The following is an 18838-nucleotide window of genomic DNA, read 5'->3' as shown; positions in this document are numbered from 1 at the left end:
CGCAGCAAAACGGTGCACCCGGCCGAGGGCCATGAAGGTCAGGCACCGGTGCTGCGCACTAGGTATCGTTATGTGGAACTGCCGCCACTGATCAATAGCTTGGATACAGGCGTGTTGCTGGTGGACAGTGAAGTGCTGTTGGACGTTCAGGGCAGTGCGGAAACAGAGCTGCATGAGAGGCGCTTTGATTATATCGACAGGCCCGCTGACGCCTTTGCCCACGGTCGAACCCTGCGACAATCCGAGCAGCGTAATGGCAACACCACGACCACGGAGTTTTCCTGCAGTAAAGTCATGGGGGAGCAGGGTGATGAGTCCGTGTTGCAGACGCTGGAAACCCTGACAGGCTTCGATCATGGTGAGCGGGACCGAAAGGGAAATGCCCGGCATGCGCAAAAAATCATCACCTTGCAGCACTCCTTGCTTCACGGTCAGGCGATGCTCAGCCGAGACGACAACGATGTAGCGATCCGCACCACCTACGATGCGCTTCAGCGGGTGACCAGTGAAACCGTGGCACCGACAACCGAATTTGAAGCCACGCGCCATTACGCCTATGTCCTGACCTCGATGGACGGTCAACAGGCGATTCAGCAGCTCACCGATGTCAAAGGTGTGCAGACCCGAAGCCTGGTCGATGGACTCAACCGGGTGATTCGTGAAGATCGCCAGGACGTGGATGGCGACCCAGCGGGTAGGGTGTGGCGAGAAATCTATGCAGCTCGGCATGATGCACTTGACAACCTGGTCGAAGAAACCGAGTTTGACTGGTTGGAAGCGCAATCACTACCGCTGGTCAGCGTCTACGAGTTCGATGACTGGGGGCAACCTCTCTGCGTGACGGGCCCGGACGGGGTCAAGGCATACGAGATGACCGATCCGATTGGTGACAAAACTCTCCCGATTACTCGCGCTTGGCGTCAAGGCTCCAGCGACAACCCACTGCGCACCGGGGTGGAGAAGACCTGGCTGGGTAAATTCGAAAAGCCAGTACGCGTCGAGCGTGTCGATCTGTCAGAGCAATTGATCAGTGTGCACCGCTATGACTATGACGGGTTGGGTCGTACGGTACGAGAGATCGATGCGCACGATGCCGTCACCGAGTATCGCTACGATGCCGACAACAGGATGACAGTGACCGTTCTGCCCGACACGGCGCAGGTGGTACGAGCCTATGCCGAACACAGCAGCGCGGATCTGCCGACGAAGATCAGTGTCGATGGCATTATGTTGGGTGAACAACATTTCGATGGGCTCGATCGTATGATCCTGTCAAATACCGGTGGCCGTATTCGTCACTCGGTGTACGAACCTGGCCAGACCCAGCCCATCTCCGTAACGACTGCGTCGGGCCAGGAAATTCTCTACGAATATCAACCGCAACTGGGTGAGGAACCGAAGCGGCGGCGCTTGCCGGGCAGCGATGCCAGCTATGTCTACGATAACCACAATGCTCGCTTGCTCACTTGCCAGGAGGGGGAGCAACAGCTGACTTGGGAGTATTTCAGCAACGGAGAGTTGAAAAGCGAAACACGCCGCGAGAATGACCAGCAATACCAAATGAGCTACGTCTACAGCTTTCGTGGCCGGCTGTTGCGCTATACCGACGTGCTAGGCCAGACCCAGAGCTATGACTATGACGACGCGGGCCGCCTGAAGTCGACCCAGCTCGGCACTACCCTGTCGCAATTCACTTACGATGAGCTGGGACAGACCCGCCTAATTGATACACAGGACAATGCGCTGCGACTGCGCATTATCATGGAGTATGACGCTTTCGGCCGCGAGACCCTGCGCACGTTTGACAGTGCAGGTCAGCAACAGGAATTACTGCAGGAGTACAATGCGGTGGATGCCTTGGAGCATCGGTGTTTGAGCGAAGGCACTACGATCCTGCGTGACGAAAAATATGAATATGATCTGCGGGGTCGTTTGACGAAGTACCTCTGCGCAGGCACCCAACCACCGGTCGATCCCTATGGCAAGGCGATCGAGCAGCAAACGTTCAGGTTTGACACATTGGATAACCTGACCCGTGTCCTCACTGATTTCCCGGGTGGTAGAAACGACGCCCGATACTTCTTCGAGGACGAAGACCCGGTGCAACTGAGCAGGGTGACCAACTCGCATGCTGACTATCCGCAGCAGATCCCACTTCAATACGACGCCGATGGCAATATGACGTGCGATGAGTGGGGGCGCACGCTGGATTATGACGCGTTAGGAAGAGTGGTTACGGTCAGCGCTGCACCTGGCGAGCGTCCCGTTGCCTAGTCGTACAGAGCCTGGCAGAACAGATAGGGGTTGAGCCGCGAAACGCAAAGTGCGTGACAGTGAATTCGATGCGAGCGTGCCGAAGAAGTGAGATCCGCATAAGTTGTTCAGTGCGGCGCAAGGTTGGTTTGAAAAACAAAAAAGGCCGACTTGATCAGGCTGTGTGAAACCTAGCAATCTGCTGGCAGGTTAAAGAAAATGCCCGTATCGCAAGATGCCGGCATTAATGAGATGGTCACCCCCACACCCTGCGAGGGCTACGTTTTCGCAGGGTGTTTTGTCTTCGGAGGCCATCATCATGAGCGATTCAGCACTGATCCGGATTGATCTCGGTAAACACAGTTTCCACCTGCACGGTCAGGACAAATCGGGCCGAGAAGTGTTTCACAAGAAGCTCTCGCGTCCTCAGATAATGCAGTTCTTCGGTAACCTGCCGGCCTGTACCGTGGTAATGGAAGCCTGTGCCGGCGCACATTTTGTCCCTCGTGAGCTGATCACCATGGGGCATCAGGCCAAACTGATTTCTCCTTGGGGGCATCGGTGGGGGCATCCTTTTTAAGACACCGAAATTTGCCCCCATGAGTCGTGGAATCCATTGGATTTAGACAGATGGCAATGGACTGAAATAGCGAATAAGTTGTTGTTATAAAACGGCGTTTTGGAATTTTATTACAGACTATCGGGGTCCCCGAAAAACATCTGAATCCTTGAGCGCAGCCAGCGTTCTCCCGGGTCGTTATCTTGCGCACCGCGCCAGGCCATGTGCAGTTCAAAACTTTGAACGTTGAGTGGCGGGTCTTCTGCCCGTACGCCGCCCGCGGCGGTTAGCGCTTCGGCGGTGTAGTCAGGGACTGTGGCAAGTATGTCGGTGCCCGCCAGCAATGTGCTCAGGCCGTTAAATTGAGGCACGGCCAACACCACGTGACGTTTGCGCCCGAGCTTTTCCAGTTCAGTGTCGATAAAACCACTCAAATCCCCAGCAAACGAAACCAATGCGTGGGGCCGCGCGCAGAAGTCATCCAAACTCAAGGCTCCCGGCATGCTGTCGGCGCGCAACAGCTTGGGTTTGCTGCGTCTTAGTAGCTTGCGCTTGGCATTGGCTGGCAGATCACTGGTGTAACTGACACCCACCGAAATCTCGCCTGACGCCAGCAACGGGGGCATCAGGATGTAGTTGACGCGACGTACCACCAATACGATGCCGGGCGCTTCGGCTCGCAAGCGTTTGAGTAACATCGGCAACAGGGCGAATTCGACGTCATCGGACAAGCCAATGCGAAACACCGACGTGCTGGTGGCAGGATCAAATTCAGAGGCACGACTTACCGCCGTGGAAATTGAATCCAGCGCCGGTGAGAGCAAGGCGAAGATCTCAATGGCCCGAGCGGAAGGCTCCATGCTGCGGCCGGTGCGAACGAACAGCGGGTCGTCAAACAAATTGCGCAGGCGTGAAAGTGCTGCACTGATAGCAGGCTGCCCGAGAAAAAGCTTTTCAGCGGCTCGGGTTACGCTGCGCTCATGCATCAAGGTTTCAAAGACGATTAACAAATTAAGATCGACGCGACGCAAGTCGTTACGGTTCATCTAGCTGGCTTCACAGACGGGGCAACAGGATTGAGGTAATCGATCTTACGGGCAAAACTCATGAATCGACACTGTGTAATCTGGCTTTCTTACTGAATGTGTCTTGCTTGCCTATGTTGTCGGCGTCTATTTTTTGGGGTATGCCGTGCGTTTCAGCCACTTTTATGGGCGTTGGCCGGGCGGTGAATCAATGTCAGGCATGTCGACTATTAATGCTGTCTGTTAGTCTTGCGCGCAAAGCCCGGATAAAGTCCCGTGGTATTAGCGATTAATTTGGCGAGGTTTGCGATGTCGCGCACGATCCGTTTACACAAGTTTGGCCCGGCCGAGGTGCTCAAGTGCGAAGAGCATCAAGCTGCTACGCCTGCGTCCGGCGAAGTGCAGGTGCGTGTTCAAGCCATTGGTATCAGCTGGTATGACGTGCTGTGGCGTCAAAACCTGGCCCCGTCCCGTGCTCGCCTGCCTGCTGGTATCGGCCACGAAATGGCCGGTGTTGTGACCAAAGTGGGAGAGGGTGTTACTGATTTGTCTGTGGGCGACAAAGTGGCCAGCTTCCCCGGCCAAAGCCCTAACGATTACCCAACCTATGGCGAGTTGATAGTCATGCCGCGCTCGGCGTTGACGCGCTATCCCGATGTGTTAACGCCCATTGAAGCCAGTGTGCATTACACCCCCTTGTTGATTGCTTATTTTGCGTATGTTGATCTGGCCAAGGTGAAACCGGGTCAAACCGTACTGATTACCGATGCCAGCCACTGTGCAGGCCCCTCGTTTGTGCAACTGGGTAAGGCGTTGGGGGTCAAAGTCATTGCGGCCACCAAGGACGCTGAAGAGCGTGATTGCTTGTTGGCATTGGGCGCCGACCACGTGATTGTTACCGAAGAGCAAGACCTGCTGATGCAGATCAACAAGCTCACCGACAGCCGAGGCGTAGATGTGGTGCTGGATGGGCTGGGCGGCCCGCAAATGTCGGTACTCGGTGATGTACTTGCGCCGCGTGGCAGCTTGGTGCTCTACGGCATGCAAGGCGGCAATCACACACCATTCCCTGCGTGTGCGGCCTTTCAGAAGAACATTCAATTTTATGTTCACTGCATTGGCAATTTCACGGGCAAACCTGAGTTAGGGATCGCCCAAGATGAAGAAGCCATGCAACGCGCCTTGCGTATGATTAATCAATTGACCGCCGATAAAGTGCTTTTGCCTTTGATCGTGCGCGTGTTTCCCTTTGAAGAGTTTGTAGAAGCACACCGCTATATGGATAGTTGTCCGTGCCGTGGACGCGTGGCGTTAGAACTGACGACAGCTTGAACCCGTTTTTTGTATTAAAGAGCGCCACTCATATTAAACGCCTCAATGAACATTATGTTTGTTGAGGCATTTTTTATTGGCTTGTTATTAAACAATGTATAAAAAATAGCAGCATGTCAGTGTTGATGAATAACAAACAGTCAATTATCGACCCTGAAGTCTATTCATAAAATTACGTTTTTGTTCTGGGTTGTATTTTTTTGAATGGTTTTTTTGTAGGTGTATTCCTGCGCGCACGTAAGCTGAGTCCGTTATGGATAAGAGGCTTAAGGTATAGGTGGGCGCTTCAGATCCGACTGTTGATAATGTTGCGACTGTTATCGAGCGGGAGGAAACAAGCCATGAATAACTTTCATGAGCAAGCCATGAGTTTTGTTTATCAACAGGTTCTGCATCGGCTTCTTGGCTTTTTTAATCGCCTGGAGCGGGTGGCTTTGCAGTTATTGATTCAACGATTATTGGTCGCGGCGGGTGGGCTGGAGCGTATCGGCAGCTACCGTATTTTGGTCATCCATGAAGGCGGCAAAGAATGTGCTTACACATTGGCCCTTTTAAGAGCCGCCCAATTAAGTATCGCGGGCCGATCACCTGCTACGTTCACGCTTAGGGTGGCGGTGCTGCGCCAGCCACGCATCACGGCTCAAGTGATGAAGCGAATCCATGTGCAATGCTCGGAGCTGTTTCTTTATGACGACTCGCGTGTAGAGCTGTTGCTGGTTGACGAGCAGGGTGTTCATGACCTGCATACCGTGCAAGACACCGAAGACGTGGCCTCAGCAATGGCTCGACAACAGGTGCTCATGTCTGGGCATTTGAGCCAAGGTGATGTGCGAGCAACGTTCTTTTATGGGGATTTTTTATCGCGGGCCAAACTGTATCACCGAGCCTGTTCGTGGGGAGGGGAAGTGGATGCCCTGATAGATCGACGTCCACCCACTCACCTTGATGAATATGCAGAATGGGTGCTGAAAGTTGCGGCGCAACATGGTTACTCCCTGAGTGATTTGCAAGGTGGCGAGTTTGAAACAGCCGTAAAAATGTGCTCAAAACTGGATGACGACTTCAAACATGCCTTGTGCTTGCCATTGGACAAGCAAGCCTCACCCGCCCCTCTGGGTATTACGATCATTAATGTGTTTGATTGCCTGTCTTGTGAGGTGGATGTACTCAACTCGCAAGTATTGATGTTTGTCGAAGGCGTGAGAGCATCCAAACTCTTGCATTTCGAAGAGCCTCAAGCAGCAGCAGTTTTACTGGCTGCTCACTTGCATGGTTTACGCAGTAGCTGCAAGTACGGCGTTGATTACGACCAAGGGGCAAGTGCCTATTTGCGCAAAGCGGCCAATGAAAATAAAGATAACCTTCGTTTTAAAGGTCAACTGGTCAAAGAACTCAATGCCCTGCTCAATACACCCAAAAAAATCGAAAAGTTGCGCGTGCTGGCCGAACAGTATCTTGAAGAACTTCACGGTGTCAGTGACGAGCAATTAAGGTGTTCTATTTGCTCACCGTTCGTTAATCAAGCACAAGGTTTGGAGCACTTTTTGCAGCAGGGTTACCCTGAAAAGTTGCACAAGATGAGTGATATCCGCCGTGTGCTTATAAATCCGGCGCATGCTTCTCAGGTTGACCTGTGTTGGCTCGAAGCCATCAGCGGGCTGTCTCTGGGGGCACTGCAAACGCTTTATCAGATGCCCCAAAGCGACGTTAATTTGATTGCTACGATGCGCGCTCATGACCCGAGCAGAGAGGCGCAAAGCCTATAACCCGCCTCTTTGAAGCCCGTGATGATGGCACCGCTCATCCAATAGGATTTGCCAGCGTCGCGGGCAGGCTTCAGTCTGTACGCATATCCAGTATCCACAGACGGCGGTTCGTTTAGTTCGTGATATCCAATCCTCTTGAAGATGTTTTTTATTACCTGAAAAACTTTCAGCATGTCCTTGGCTGGATCAGTACCCGCTACGACGATCTATTGAGTGTCGAAGAGCAGCAATTTATCGCTGACTTTTTCCAGTTGCCCAAAGCGTCCCAAGCACTGTGGGTGCGCTTGGTCATGCGTAAAGGCGCGCACTTCAGGGCAAGCAAACTCAAATATCCTGAAATTGGCAATACGCAGCGTGCTGTTGCCTCGCTGGTGGCTAAAGGGTGGGTTGATGATCAAGCGCACTTAACCCTGACTGAGGTGTTTGAGGTGTTACAAAAGGCTGAGCTTCACACCTGTTTTAAGGCGCATATCACTCAGCCCAAAGCGAAAAAGTCCGATTGGTACGAGGCTCTAATCGCGGATTTCCCCCACATACAAAACTTGGCCCAATGGCATCCGACACTCGACGATGCGCTCTACACCCTAAAAAACCGTGCACTGTGTGATCGGCTGCGGCTGATGTTTTTTGGCAATTTGAGCCAGAGTTGGTCTGATTTGGTGTTAGCGGATCTGGGGTTGTTTACGTACGAAAAAGTGGCATTAAGCGCTGACTCTCGTGCCTTGCAATGCCGAGGCGACATTGAGGGGTATTTGCATCTCTACGCCTGCCGCGAACAGTTTGAAGCAGGAGGTGAGGTTAACGATGTATTGGAGCAGGTGCTCAACTATCAAACCGACAATCGTTGGTTGCAGCGTCGGCGTGCGCGGCTGTTGTTTCAGGTTGGTCAGCATCTTGAGCGTGGCGCAGCGTTCAGTGCCGCGTTGCAGGTTTACCAAAGTAGCCAGCACCCGGAGGCGCGAGTCCGCAGGATACGGGTGCTTGAGCAGCTCGGTGATAATCAACAGGCGATGACCTTGGCGCTGGCTGCTGAACAGGCGCCATTGACTGACGCTGAGTATCAGCAGGTGGGGCGTATCATCGTGCGGCTACGGCGCAAATTAGGGATGCCCGCGCTCACTAAGAGCACGATAAAAGCGCCTGATCGCCTTGATCTGGCATTGGCACGTTGTAACGAAACGTCGGTGGAGTTCAGTGTTGCAACGCATCTGCATACAGATGAGGCGCCGGTTTATTACGTTGAGAACACCTTGATCAATGCGCTGTTTGGTCTGCTGTGTTGGCCAGCGATTTTTGCTCCGCTGCCAGGTGCTTTTTTTCACCCGTACCAGAGCGGCCCGGCCGACTTGTTGGAAGAGGACTTTTACCAGCGGCGCAGCGATTTGATTGAACAGTGCTTTGAACAACTGGACGACGAGCGTTACCTGCTCTCGATTCGTCAAACCTACGCCGCGAAGTTTGGGGTTCAATCACTTTTTATTGCCTGGAGCTACCTGAGCGAAACCTTGTTAGAGCATGCGCTTGTGTGCCTGCCGCCTGCGCATTTAAAACGCTGGTTCAGGCGTTTGTTGCAGGACATAAAGGCCAATCGCGCAGGCATGCCCGACCTTATCCAGTTTTGGCCGGCGCAAAAGCGTTATCGAATGATTGAAGTCAAAGGCCCGGGGGATCGCCTGCAAGACAACCAACTGCGCTGGCTGGCCTTTTGTGAGGCGCATCAAATGCCTGTAACGGTGTGTTACGTGCAGTGGCTGGAGTCAGACGCTTGAGCTATAGCGTTGCAGTGCGCGCCTTGTGTGAATTCACAGCCAAAACCGGGGACCTGGATTTACGCTTTACCCCTTCACCTACCGCGCAAGAAGGCATTGCCGGGCATCGCACCGTGGCGTCTCGACGCAGCGCTCAGTATCAGGCTGAAGTCAGCCTTGAAGGCCACTACTTGAACCTGAGCGTCAGGGGGAGGGCTGATGGCTATGACCCTGTCAATAATGTGCTGGAAGAGGTGAAAACCTACCGGGGCGACTTAAGTGCCATGCCTGCCAATCACCGGCAATTGCACTGGGCGCAAGCGCGGATTTACGGCTGGTTGTTGTGCAATCAACTGCAACTGCCGCACGTCAATGTGGCGTTGGTGTATTTCGACATCACCCACGAGCAAGAAACGCGGATTCAGCAAACGTGGACAGCTACCGACTTACAGCAGTTTTTCGAGCAGCAGTGCGCCATATTTCTTGCGTGGGCTGAACAGGAAATCACCCATCGTCAAGCCCGGGATGAAGCTGCCCGCAACCTGAAGTTCCCACATTCAGCCTTTCGCACGGGTCAAAGAACACTGGCTGAAGCCGTTTACAAAACGGCGCACTCTGGGCGTTGTTTGATGGCCCAAGCCCCTACGGGTATTGGCAAAACGATGGGCACCTTGTTCCCGATGCTCAAGGCCATGCCCGGCCAGCAACTGGACAAAGTGTTGTTTCTCACGGCCAAAACCCCAGGCCGAAAACTGGCCCTTGATGCGTTGCAAGTGCTCTACAACGGCGCGTCGAGCCAGCCTTTGCGTGTATTGGAGATGGTGGCGCGAGATAAGGCTTGTGAGTACCCGCAAAACGCGTGCAATGGCGATTCCTGCCCGCTGGCCAAAGGCTTTTATGATCGTTTGCCTGCGGCGCGGTTGGCGGCTGTTGAGCATGTGCAGTTGGATCAGCAAACCCTCAGAGCCGTCGCGTTGCGCCATGAAGTGTGTCCTTACTACCTGAGTCAGGAAATGGCGCGCTGGGCCGATGCAGTGATCGGCGATTACAACTATTACTTCGACTTCAGTGCCTTGCTTTTTGGCCTTGCACAGGCCAATCAATGGAAGGTCGCTACCTTGATCGATGAGGCGCATAACCTGGTGGAGCGCGCCCGCCAAATGTACAGCGCAAGTCTGGATCAACAGCGTTTTAATCGTGTGCGTCAATCTGTTCCAGTGCCGCTGGACAAAGCCTTCAAACGTTTAAATCGTGAGTGGAATGCCCTGCATAAAGAGCAGGTCGCAACCTATCAAGTCCATGATCAACTGCCGGGCAAATGGCTTAACGCTTTGGCGGCGTGCATCACGGCCATTGGCGAATACGTCAACGATCACCCCCAGCAACTAAGCGGTGATTTACAAACGTTTTACTTTGATGCGCTGCAATTCAACCGAGTGGCCGAGCTGTTTGATGCACATTTTTTGTTCGACGTTACGCTGCATGAACACGGTAAGCGTCGCTTCTCGCAGCTCAATGTGCGCAATGTCGTGCCTGCTGCACTGATTGGCCCGAGACTGGCCTGTGCGCAAAGCAATGTGCTGTTTTCGGCCACCCTCAGCCCGCGCGACTATTACGCCAATTTGCTGGGCTTGCCCGCGGACACGGTTTGGATTGATGTGGAGTCACCTTTTGAAGCGCATCAACTGGAGGTTCGCGTAGTCAGCCACATTTCCACCCGGTTTGTGCATCGCCAAGCATCGCTTGCACCGATTGCCGAACTGATTGCTCGCCAGTTTGTACAGCGGCCGGGTAACTATCTGGCGTTTTTCAGCAGTTTTGACTACTTGCAGCAGGTGGCTGAACGATTGGCTCAGAGTCACCCGTACATCAGCCAATGGCTACAGGCGCGGCGCATGGACGAAGCGGCACGTCAGGCTTTTCTGGATCAATTCACGCCCTCAAGCCAAGGCATTGGTTTTGCGGTGTTGGGCGGCGCGTTTGGCGAAGGTATCGACCTTCCGGGCGCACGTTTGATCGGCGCATTTGTCGCGACATTAGGGCTGGCGCAATTCAATCCGATTAACGAACACATCAAACAGCGCATGGCCACACTGTTTGGCGCGGGATATGACTACACCTATCTGTATCCGGGGGTGCAAAAAGTGGTGCAAGCGGCTGGGCGGGTTATCCGCACTCAACACGATGAAGGTGCGGTCTTTTTGATTGATGACCGTTTTGCCGAACGCAAAGTCAGGGATCTGCTGCCGCGCTGGTGGGATGTTCGCTAACCACTGTATTGAGTAGAAACGTTTCGACAGCCTATTACGGGTGATACCAACCCAATGCTGCCAGCGGTTAAACGCAGGCTTGGCAACGAGAAAGCCGTTAAGTACAGCGTATGGAAAAGGCAGTTGCTTGAGGGCCACAGGCTGCTTGGCAATTGTCGGTGTGGCACACTCGCTCCACGTTGGCGCATCGGTCGCCTGTTTTTTGTTGTGGAGTTTACTTATGAGCATCAAACGTTTCGGTACAGGCGCGGTGGGCGCTGGTGGTCAGCCATTGCCTTTTGCCCGCGCGGTGGAGGCAGACGGATGGCTGCATGTGTCAGGCCAGGTTGCCATGGAAAACGGCGAGATCATTAACGGCGGGATTGTGGAGCAAACCCACAAAACCATGCAAAACCTGATCGCGATTCTCGAAGAAGCTGGTTATGGCCTTGAGGACGTTGTACGAGCAGGTGTGTGGCTGCAAGACCCGCGAGACTTCTGGAGTTTTAACAAGGTGTTCGCTTCGTACTTCAAAAGCGAACACGCGCCGGCCCGTGCCTGCGTGCAGGCGATGATGATGGTGGACTGCAAGGTCGAAATCGACTGCATTGCCTATAAAGCCAAGGCTTAACCCCCCACGCCACTACCTGACAGGAGATCAATGTGTCGACCACAGTCAACAATGCACGCGTGCAAAAAGGCGCCGCCAATCTGGCAGACAGCCTGTTGCGTGATGTCAGCTTGCCCGCGCTGGTCATTCATCGCGCCGCGCTGGAACACAACATCCGTTGGATGCAGGACTTTGTGACTCGCAGTGGTGCAGTGTTGGCGCCGCATGGCAAAACCAGCATGGCCCCGGCATTGTTCAAACGTCAGATGGAGCAGGGGGCCTGGGGTATTACGCTGGGCACCGCAGTACAAGTGCGTACGGGCTATGAAGCGGGTATTCGGCGGATATTGATGGCCAACCAATTGGTGGGGCGCGCCAACATGGCCCTGATTGCCGATTTGCTGGCAGACCCTGCATTTGAGTTTTACTGCATGGTCGATCACCCCGATAACGTGGCAGCACTGGGCGCCTATTTTGCAGAGCGCGGCCAACGCTTGAACGTGATGATCGAATACGGCGTTGTCGGTGGGCGCTGTGGCTGTCGAACCGAGCAAGAGGTCATGGCGTTAGCTGCGGCTATCGCGGCTCAGCCTGCACTGGCGCTGACCGGGATTGAAGGTTACGAAGGGGTGATTCATGGCGATCAGGCCGTTGAGGGGATTCGTCAGTTTGCTGCGTCGCTGGTGCGATTGGCCCTTGAGTTACAACGCAACGGGGCGTTTGCACTGGATAAACCGATCATCACTGCATCGGGTTCGGCTTGGTATGACCTGATTGCCGAAGCCTTTGAAGCTGAGGCGGCCAGCGGGCGTTTTCTCAGTGTTTTGCGCCCCGGCAGTTATGTGGTTCACGATCATGGGATCTACAAGGATGCGCAATGCTGTGTACTTGAGCGCCGTGACGATTTGCACGAAGGCCTGCGCCCTGCGCTGGAGGTGTGGGCTCACGTGCAATCGTTGCCTGAACCGGGGCTGGCTGTTGTGGCGCTGGGTAAGCGTGATGTTGCTTATGATGCGGGTTTGCCGATGCCCTTGAAGTGTTATCGCGAAGGCGTCGTGCCTGCCGTTGGTGATGATGTCAGCGCTTGTAAAGTCACCAAAGTGATGGACCAACATGCGTTTATGGCCGTTGCACCGGGTTGCGAACTGCGAGTGGGCGACATCATCAGCTTTGGCACTTCGCACCCTTGTTTGACCTTCGACAAATGGCGAACGGGCTGTCTGGTCGATGAGCACTTCAACGTTGTTGAAAACGTGGACATTGTTTTCTAGGGCTCAAGCCCTTGCGGTTTTTGCCGCAAGGGCCGCAACAATCAGTCACGGTAGAACACTTGCACCAAGTGGTAACCAAACTTGCTTTTGACCGGGCCATGCACCACTCGCAATGGTTTTTTGAAAATAATCTGATCGATAATGCCAACCATCTGGCCGGGTCGAACCTCCCCCAAATCCCCGCCACGCTTGCCCGATGGGCAGGTTGAGAATTTTTTAGCCAGCACATCAAAGGCTTCACCTTTAGCGATGCGTTGCTTGAGTGATTCTGCCTCTTCGGCGGTTTTCACCAAAATATGGCGGGCTTGAGCTTTCATGGGGCAGTTACCTTGCAGCTGTAGGGCAATTTACGAGGGCGCGGATTATGCCTGAGTTTTCGGGTTGATCATGTCGCGGATCATGGTTGCCAGCGTTTCAATGGTGAATGGCTTGCCGATCATGTCCATTCCTTCGTCCAAAAAACCTTTGCGCTCGGCAGCGCTTTCGGCATAACCGGTCATAAACAATACGCTCAACCCAGGACGATGTTGGCGGGCTATTTCTGCCAGTTGTCGTCCATTCATGCCTGGCAAGCCTACGTCTGTCACCAGCAAATCAATGCGCAACGAAGACTCCAGCAGTGGCAGCGCAGTTTTTGCATCAGGGGCTTGATGCGCGGTGTAACCGAGCTCATCGAGCACGTTGAGCACCAGCATGCGCACCGCCGGGTCGTCCTCCACCAGCAATACGCACTCACCCGCGATCGCGCACGGCGCATCAGGGCTGTTGATCGGTTGGCGCGGTTGAGAGTCAAGGGTGTAGTGACGCGGCAAGTACACCCGAACACGAGTGCCAGTGCCGCTTTCGCTGCTAATGCTGACGTGGCCCCCAGACTGCTGGGCAAAACCATAAATCATCGACAACCCAAGGCCTGTGCCTTGGCCAATGGGCTTGGTGGTGAAGAAAGGGTCAAAGGCTTTAGCGAGGATTTGCGGGGTCATGCCGCTGCCGTTGTCACTGACTTCGAGCATGACATAATCACCGGCCTTGACTGGCTCCAGTGTGCTGATGTCAGTGCCGTCCAAGTAGCTGTTGGCCGTTTTAACCAGCAGCTTTCCGCCCTCAGGCATGGCATCGCGCGCGTTGATGATCAGGTTGAGCAGGGCGCTTTCGAGTTGCCCGGCGTCGGTGTTGACCGCCCAAATGTTTTTCCCTAGCTCGACCTGCACGTCGATATGCGAGCCGGTGGTTCGGCTGAACAGATCTTGCAATGAGGTCACCAGACTGTTGGGGTCCAGAGGTTTGCGATCCAGTGACTGGCGACGCGAAAACGCCAACAGGCGGTGGGTCAGTGCTGCTGCACGCTGTGCAGATGAAACAGCAGCCTCGGTAAAGCGACCCACTTCAGCACTGCGCCCTGCGGCGATGTAGCGTTTCATCAAGTCCAGGCTGCCGATAATGCCTGTCAGCATGTTGTTAAAGTCGTGTGCGATGCCGCCTGTGAGTTGGCCAACGGCTTCCATTTTTTGTGCGTGGCGCAGGGCCTCTTCGGCACGTCCCCGTTCAAGCATTTCAAGTTGCAACTGTTGGTTGGCTTCGGCGAGCGCTTGTGTGCGTTGCGCGACACGCTCTTCAAGGGTGTCGTTAAGGTCACGCAAGGCCTGTTCGGTTTTCTTGCGCTCGGTAATATCCAGTGCTGCCCCCATAAAACGTTGCGCCCGGCCTTGCTCACCCTTGAAGCAGCGCCCACGGGCGAAAATCCAGCGCACATTGTCGTCGGCATCCAGCAGCCGGTATTCCTCGGCATATTCACCGTTGTGGGTGATGCAGTCTTTGATCGATTGGGCCAGCGCGAGCCGATCATCCGGGTGTACCCCGTAGATATAAGCGCTGATGGGTAATTGACCACTCATTTGCGGCGCGATGCCGTGCATTTGAGCAAAGCGACTGTCGGTGACGAACAAGTCCTGATCAATGTTCCAGTCCCAGGTGCCCACCCCGTTAGTGGCGGTGAGGGCCAGTTGCAGGCGCTCTTCGGTGTCGTGTTGTGCCTTGCGACTGGCCAGCGTGCGTTGTCGCAGTTTGATCGCTGCGCGTCTGCGTTTTGAGGTTTTGACTGCCACCATCAATATGCCCGCCACGCACCCCTGTTCATCGCGAACGGGGCTGAACGTCAGGTCGAGCCACAGCTCGGTAGCGTGCAGGCGATCGGGAATCAAAAAATACTGATCAATAAAGCTGCGGCTTTCTCCAGCTAACACCGCTTCGATAATGGGCTGGCTGAACTCCGTGTATTGCGGCCAACTGGCCTGCACGGGAAGGCCTAGCGCCTCAGGGTGTTTATCGCCAGCCAATGCCGCAAAGCTGTCGTTATACAACTGCGTCAGTTGCTTGCCCCACAACAGCAACATGGGCATGGGCGAGTCCAGTACCAGCTGCGTGCAGGTACGCAAACTCTGGGGCCAGCTAGCCAAGTCGCCCAGTGGATTGCGTTTCTTGTTCATGCGCTCTGCCAGCGCCTCAAGCGTACTGACGGGGGATACGGCGCTCATGCAAGGGTCCTGAGTGTGAATTCAATGCGATTAGACGTTGTAATTGCTACGAAATTGGCATTTTGCCACTACGTGCGACTAAGGTCGAATGAGGTGCAAGCATAGCCTTTCGTATAATTGCGCCACCCCTTTGGATTGAATGTGCACGCTTGGGCTTGTGGCCGCAGGCGGCTGTGCATTTGTTTTTGTTGCGCGAATGATTCGCTGCTGGAGCTTGTTCATGGTTGTCCCTTTTCCTCTTTTGTCGCAGCGCCGGGTTGCATGCCTGACTGCGTTTGCAGTGTGTGCCGGAGTTACTGCACAGGCACAAGCTGGTGGTTTTATTGAAGACGCCAGCGCCAAGCTGGAAGCGCGCACTGTGTACTTCAATCGTGACTTCCGTGATGGCAGCAGCTCTAACCCGCAAGGGGCTTCCAAGCGTGATGAAACGGCGCAAGGTTTTATCCTCAACCTGCAATCGGGTTATACCGAAGGCACTGTTGGTTTTGGCCTTGATGCGCTGGGCATGATGGGATTCAAACTTGATTCCAGCCCGGCAGACAGCAACAGCGGCCTTTTGCCTTCGACCGGCAACGACCCGCGACGTTCCAAGGATCAATACGCAAAATTGGGGCTGACCGCAAAAATGCGTATCTCCGAAACAGTCTTCAAGTACGGCGCAATGTTGCCGGATTTGCCGCTGCTCAAGTACAACGACGGTCGACTGCTGCCCAACATGTTCAATGGCGCCATGTTGGTATCAGAAGAAATCAAAGACCTGAAGTTCATGGCCTCGCGTCTGAACCGCTACACCGCCCGCGACTCCAGTAACGCACAGGATCTGCGCCTCAACTGCAAAAACAAGCGTTATGCCTGCGACATCACGTCCGACCACTTCAACATGTACGGTTTGGACTACAAGGTTAACGAGCACTTGACCGCGCAGTACCACTACTCAGAACTCGAAGACATCTATCGCCAGCAATTTGTGGGGCTGCTGGCGTCTCACCCGGTAGGCCCGGGCGTGCTGTCGGCAGACGTGCGCTTGCTCAAAAGTGAGGATGCAGGCTCGGCCAAGGCCTCTAACATCGACAACCGTGCGTTGGGCGGGATGCTGACTTACTCGCTGGGCGGGCATAAATTCGGTGCAGGCTGGCAGCGCATGAACGGCGATACCTCCATGCCGTACCTCGATGGCAGTAACCCGTATTTGGTCAACTATGTGCAGGTAAACGACTTCGCCAACGCTCAAGAGCGTTCGTGGCAGCTGCGTTATGACTATGACTTCAAGGCGATTGGCATTAACGGCCTGTCGTTCTTGACCCGCTACGTCAATGGCGATCACATCAAAGTGGTGGGCAGCACAGAAGAAGGCAAAGAGTGGGAGCGCGACAGCGAGCTTAAATACATCGTGCAAAGCGGTACGTTCAAGGACGTCAGCCTGCGCTTTCGTAATGCCACCTATCGCACCAACTACTCGAAGTTTGCCCGCGATGTTGATGAAACCCGTCTGATCGTCAGTTACAACCTGTCGATCTGGTAAAGCCAACGCGCAGTTCAGCGTTTTGTCGTGTGACAGGGCCTAAACTCCCTGTCAGCCCCTGAGGATAAACACGATGAAAACACTGTTACTGATCGGCATTGGCGCAGGTGACCCCGAGCACTTGACTGTGCAGGCGATCAACGCGATGAACCGCGCCTCGGTGTTCTTTGTGCTGGACAAGGGCCAGCCCACTGAAGACCTGGTGCGGTTACGCCTTGAAATGTGTAAGCGTTACATCCGTGAGCCCAAATACCGGGTGGTACAAGCCTGCGACCCGCTGCGTGATAGCGCTTCACCGTCTTACACCCAAGGGGTTGAGAACTGGCACGAGCAGCGCGCAGAGCTGTTTGCCCATCTGATCGACAACGAAATGGCCGACGGTGAGTGCGGCGCTTTTTTGTTGTGGGGGGAGCCTGGGTTATATGACAGCACCTTGCGCATTCTTGATCGGGTGCAGGCCAATGGCTGTTCAGGTTTCGACTATCAGGTAATACCCGGTATCAGCAGTGCGCAGGCACTGGCGGCAAGGCATCGAATACCACTCAATGGCATTGGGCAGCCCATTCGCATCACCACAGGGCGACGTCTGGTGGCAGATGATTTGGACAATGTTGTCGTGATGCTCGACGCACAGTGTGCGTTTCAGGCATTCGTTGGTGAAGATCTCGATATTTACTGGGGCGCGTACATCGGCACTGAGGACGAGATTTTGATCGCAGGCAAATTGGCTGATGTGTGTGAGCAGATCAAGCTCGCACGCCAAGCGGCCCGTCAACGTAAAGGCTGGATCATGGACACGTATTTGCTGCGTCGACGTTTGGTGCCGTCTGCGGGTTAAGGCTGGTTTGGCTGAGTTTTATCGGCGGCCAGCCGTGCGCGAATGGGTTCAAACGCAGGTGTGGCTGTGCGGGGCAGTGGGTCGGGTTGCTGGCGCTCAATGGCCTGCCAATAGGCCCAAGGAACTTTGGCCGTGCCTAGCTCATAGTCCATGCCATCCCAGCTGTCTTCTCGAAAACTGTAAAAAGCCCAGTGAACTTGTGCCTTATCCAGCGTGCTCAGCACATCTTCAAGGTATTGCTGGCAACCCGCTAACCTGCGCATGCAGCCGAACTCACCCACCACTAAGCGATTGCGCGCAAGTTGTTGTCTGTTAGCCCATTGCAAGGGCTGTTGAAGGTAAGACGCCACTTGAGCCTTGTTCCATAAACGCTCTTGGCCTGCAAACGGCACCATGCCGGGGTAGCGATAAGGCTTTGCGCGTTTCATGTTGGGTGCGCTGGTCGCGGCATAGGGCTCGTACATATGCACGCTGTACAGCACCTTTGAATCATTGAGTCGCTTTGGCCAGTACTCAAACGCATCTGCCGCGCCATACCAGCCAGCATCCACCATGATCGGTGTGTTTGGGTCGACTTCACGAATGGCTTTAATCAACTGGTTATAAAAAGCCGGCAAGTCGCGGGCTGTTTGTGCGTGCTGGGCGTACCAGGCCTGCATGGCTTGTGCTGTGGCGTGTTCTGCCAATTGGCCTTGGCGCTCGGGGGCGGGCTCATTGATGAGGTTGTAAGCCGCTACGGCTGGATGATTTTTAAGCTCTGAGGCCAGATCTTGCCAAAACTGCGCGGCTTGCTCCCAGTAGGCTTTGTCTTGCCATAACCGATCATCAAACCGATTGTTGTTGTTTTGCGCCCAGCGCATGCCAGGCAGAGACAGAGGTGTAATGACCACCTTGAGCCCAGCAGCGTGCGCTCGGTCTAGTGTGGCGTTGAGTGTGGCTAAATCAGCGGGCATCAGTCCCGTGTAGCGATCAGCACTGCCCAGCAGAAAGTCCCGTTGCTGCGGCTGCCATTTGTCATACGACAAGCGCACCCATGTGGCGCCGTAACCTTTCAACGCCTTGAAGTAGCCCAGTGTCGGCGGCAGTCGATTAAAGCTGTTGCCCCCGTACTGCGGGCTGTCCCAGAAGCGAATG

At 54.6% G+C, this 18838-nt stretch carries 13 protein-coding genes and 1 pseudogene; 10 read left to right on the top strand and 4 right to left on the bottom strand.

The window, feature by feature from the left end:
• Positions 1–2274, top strand: a 2274-nt coding sequence (locus tag ACZRJQ_RS17165) for an RHS repeat domain-containing protein (protein ID WP_463979512.1), incomplete at its 5' end; no start/stop codon positions are given.
• 298 nt (positions 2275–2572) lie between these two features.
• Positions 2573–2803 (top strand): annotated as a pseudogene (locus ACZRJQ_RS17160) (IS110 family transposase); the annotation flags it as partial.
• A 140-nt stretch (positions 2804–2943) separates the two neighbouring features.
• Here ACZRJQ_RS17160 and ACZRJQ_RS17155 read toward each other — a convergent pair.
• Entirely contained in the window at positions 2944–3858 is a 915-nt protein-coding gene (locus ACZRJQ_RS17155; protein ID WP_463979511.1) for a LysR family transcriptional regulator, read from the bottom strand.
• Positions 3859–4146: 288 nt separating this feature from the next.
• Between ACZRJQ_RS17155 and ACZRJQ_RS17150 the strand changes: the two genes are divergently transcribed.
• The 6 genes from ACZRJQ_RS17150 (at position 4147) to ACZRJQ_RS17125 (ending at position 12813) form a co-directional block, all read left to right on the top strand.
• A complete protein-coding gene (locus ACZRJQ_RS17150) occupies positions 4147–5169 on the top strand; it encodes a zinc-dependent alcohol dehydrogenase family protein (RefSeq protein ID WP_463979510.1) in 1023 nt (340 codons plus the stop codon).
• 341 nt (positions 5170–5510) lie between these two features.
• On the top strand, positions 5511–6935 hold the full coding sequence (locus ACZRJQ_RS17145; RefSeq protein WP_463979509.1) for a hypothetical protein: 1425 nt from the start codon (positions 5511–5513) through the stop codon (positions 6933–6935).
• 119 nt (positions 6936–7054) lie between these two features.
• Complete coding sequence (locus ACZRJQ_RS17140; protein WP_463979508.1) at positions 7055–8704, top strand: VRR-NUC domain-containing protein; 1650 nt, start codon at positions 7055–7057, stop codon at positions 8702–8704.
• Positions 8701–10953 carry an ATP-dependent DNA helicase gene (locus tag ACZRJQ_RS17135; protein ID WP_463979507.1) on the top strand — a complete coding sequence of 751 codons (2253 nt, stop codon included), beginning with the start codon at positions 8701–8703 and terminating at the stop codon, positions 10951–10953. The genes ACZRJQ_RS17140 and ACZRJQ_RS17135 overlap by 4 nt, the downstream gene beginning before the upstream one ends.
• A 220-nt stretch (positions 10954–11173) precedes the next feature.
• Positions 11174–11563 carry a RidA family protein gene (locus ACZRJQ_RS17130; RefSeq protein ID WP_019409529.1) on the top strand — a complete coding sequence of 130 codons (390 nt, stop codon included), beginning with the start codon at positions 11174–11176 and terminating at the stop codon, positions 11561–11563.
• A 32-nt stretch (positions 11564–11595) separates the two neighbouring features.
• On the top strand, positions 11596–12813 hold the full coding sequence (locus ACZRJQ_RS17125) for an amino acid deaminase (protein WP_463979506.1): 1218 nt from the start codon (positions 11596–11598) through the stop codon (positions 12811–12813).
• Positions 12814–12854: 41 nt separating this feature from the next.
• On the opposite strand, the gene ACZRJQ_RS17120 is transcribed toward ACZRJQ_RS17125, so the two are convergent.
• Both ACZRJQ_RS17120 and ACZRJQ_RS17115 read right to left on the bottom strand, forming a co-directional pair.
• Positions 12855–13130 (bottom strand): peptidylprolyl isomerase, encoded by a 276-nt coding sequence (locus tag ACZRJQ_RS17120; RefSeq protein WP_083369510.1) that lies wholly within the window; start codon positions 13128–13130, stop codon positions 12855–12857.
• A gap of 45 nt (positions 13131–13175) precedes the next feature.
• A complete protein-coding gene (locus tag ACZRJQ_RS17115) occupies positions 13176–15344 on the bottom strand; it encodes a hybrid sensor histidine kinase/response regulator (RefSeq protein ID WP_463979505.1) in 2169 nt (722 codons plus the stop codon).
• A gap of 220 nt (positions 15345–15564) precedes the next feature.
• Between ACZRJQ_RS17115 and ACZRJQ_RS17110 the strand changes: the two genes are divergently transcribed.
• Positions 15565–16866, top strand: a complete 1302-nt coding sequence (locus ACZRJQ_RS17110) for an OprD family porin (RefSeq protein WP_463979504.1) — start codon at positions 15565–15567, stop codon at positions 16864–16866.
• A 73-nt stretch (positions 16867–16939) separates the two neighbouring features.
• Entirely contained in the window at positions 16940–17704 is a 765-nt protein-coding gene (gene cobF / locus ACZRJQ_RS17105) for a precorrin-6A synthase (deacetylating) (protein ID WP_463979503.1), read from the top strand.
• Here the strand turns inward: cobF and ACZRJQ_RS17100 are convergent.
• Positions 17701–18837, bottom strand: a complete 1137-nt coding sequence (locus ACZRJQ_RS17100) for a glycoside hydrolase family 5 protein (protein ID WP_463979520.1) — start codon at positions 18835–18837, stop codon at positions 17701–17703. The genes cobF and ACZRJQ_RS17100 overlap by 4 nt on opposite strands.
• Position 18838 lies beyond the last annotated feature (1 nt).

The organism is Pseudomonas sp. E315, assembly GCF_055406205.1.
Note: the sequence above shows the minus strand (reverse complement) of the source record. Positions and strands in the feature narration are given on the sequence as shown.

What these genes read in the sequence shown, in the direction of transcription:
- ACZRJQ_RS17155 (WP_463979511.1), bottom strand. Translation starts at nt 3,858, where the DNA reads ATGAACCGTAACGACTTGCGTCGCGTCGATCTTAATTTGTTAATCGTC.
- ACZRJQ_RS17150 (WP_463979510.1), top strand. Translation starts at nt 4,147, where the DNA reads ATGTCGCGCACGATCCGTTTACACAAGTTTGGCCCGGCCGAGGTGCTC.
- ACZRJQ_RS17145 (WP_463979509.1), top strand. Translation starts at nt 5,511, where the DNA reads ATGAATAACTTTCATGAGCAAGCCATGAGTTTTGTTTATCAACAGGTT.
- ACZRJQ_RS17130 (WP_019409529.1), top strand. Translation starts at nt 11,174, where the DNA reads ATGAGCATCAAACGTTTCGGTACAGGCGCGGTGGGCGCTGGTGGTCAG.
- ACZRJQ_RS17120 (WP_083369510.1), bottom strand. Translation starts at nt 13,130, where the DNA reads ATGAAAGCTCAAGCCCGCCATATTTTGGTGAAAACCGCCGAAGAGGCA.
- ACZRJQ_RS17115 (WP_463979505.1), bottom strand. Translation starts at nt 15,344, where the DNA reads ATGAGCGCCGTATCCCCCGTCAGTACGCTTGAGGCGCTGGCAGAGCGC.
- ACZRJQ_RS17110 (WP_463979504.1), top strand. Translation starts at nt 15,565, where the DNA reads ATGGTTGTCCCTTTTCCTCTTTTGTCGCAGCGCCGGGTTGCATGCCTG.
- cobF (WP_463979503.1), top strand. Translation starts at nt 16,940, where the DNA reads ATGAAAACACTGTTACTGATCGGCATTGGCGCAGGTGACCCCGAGCAC.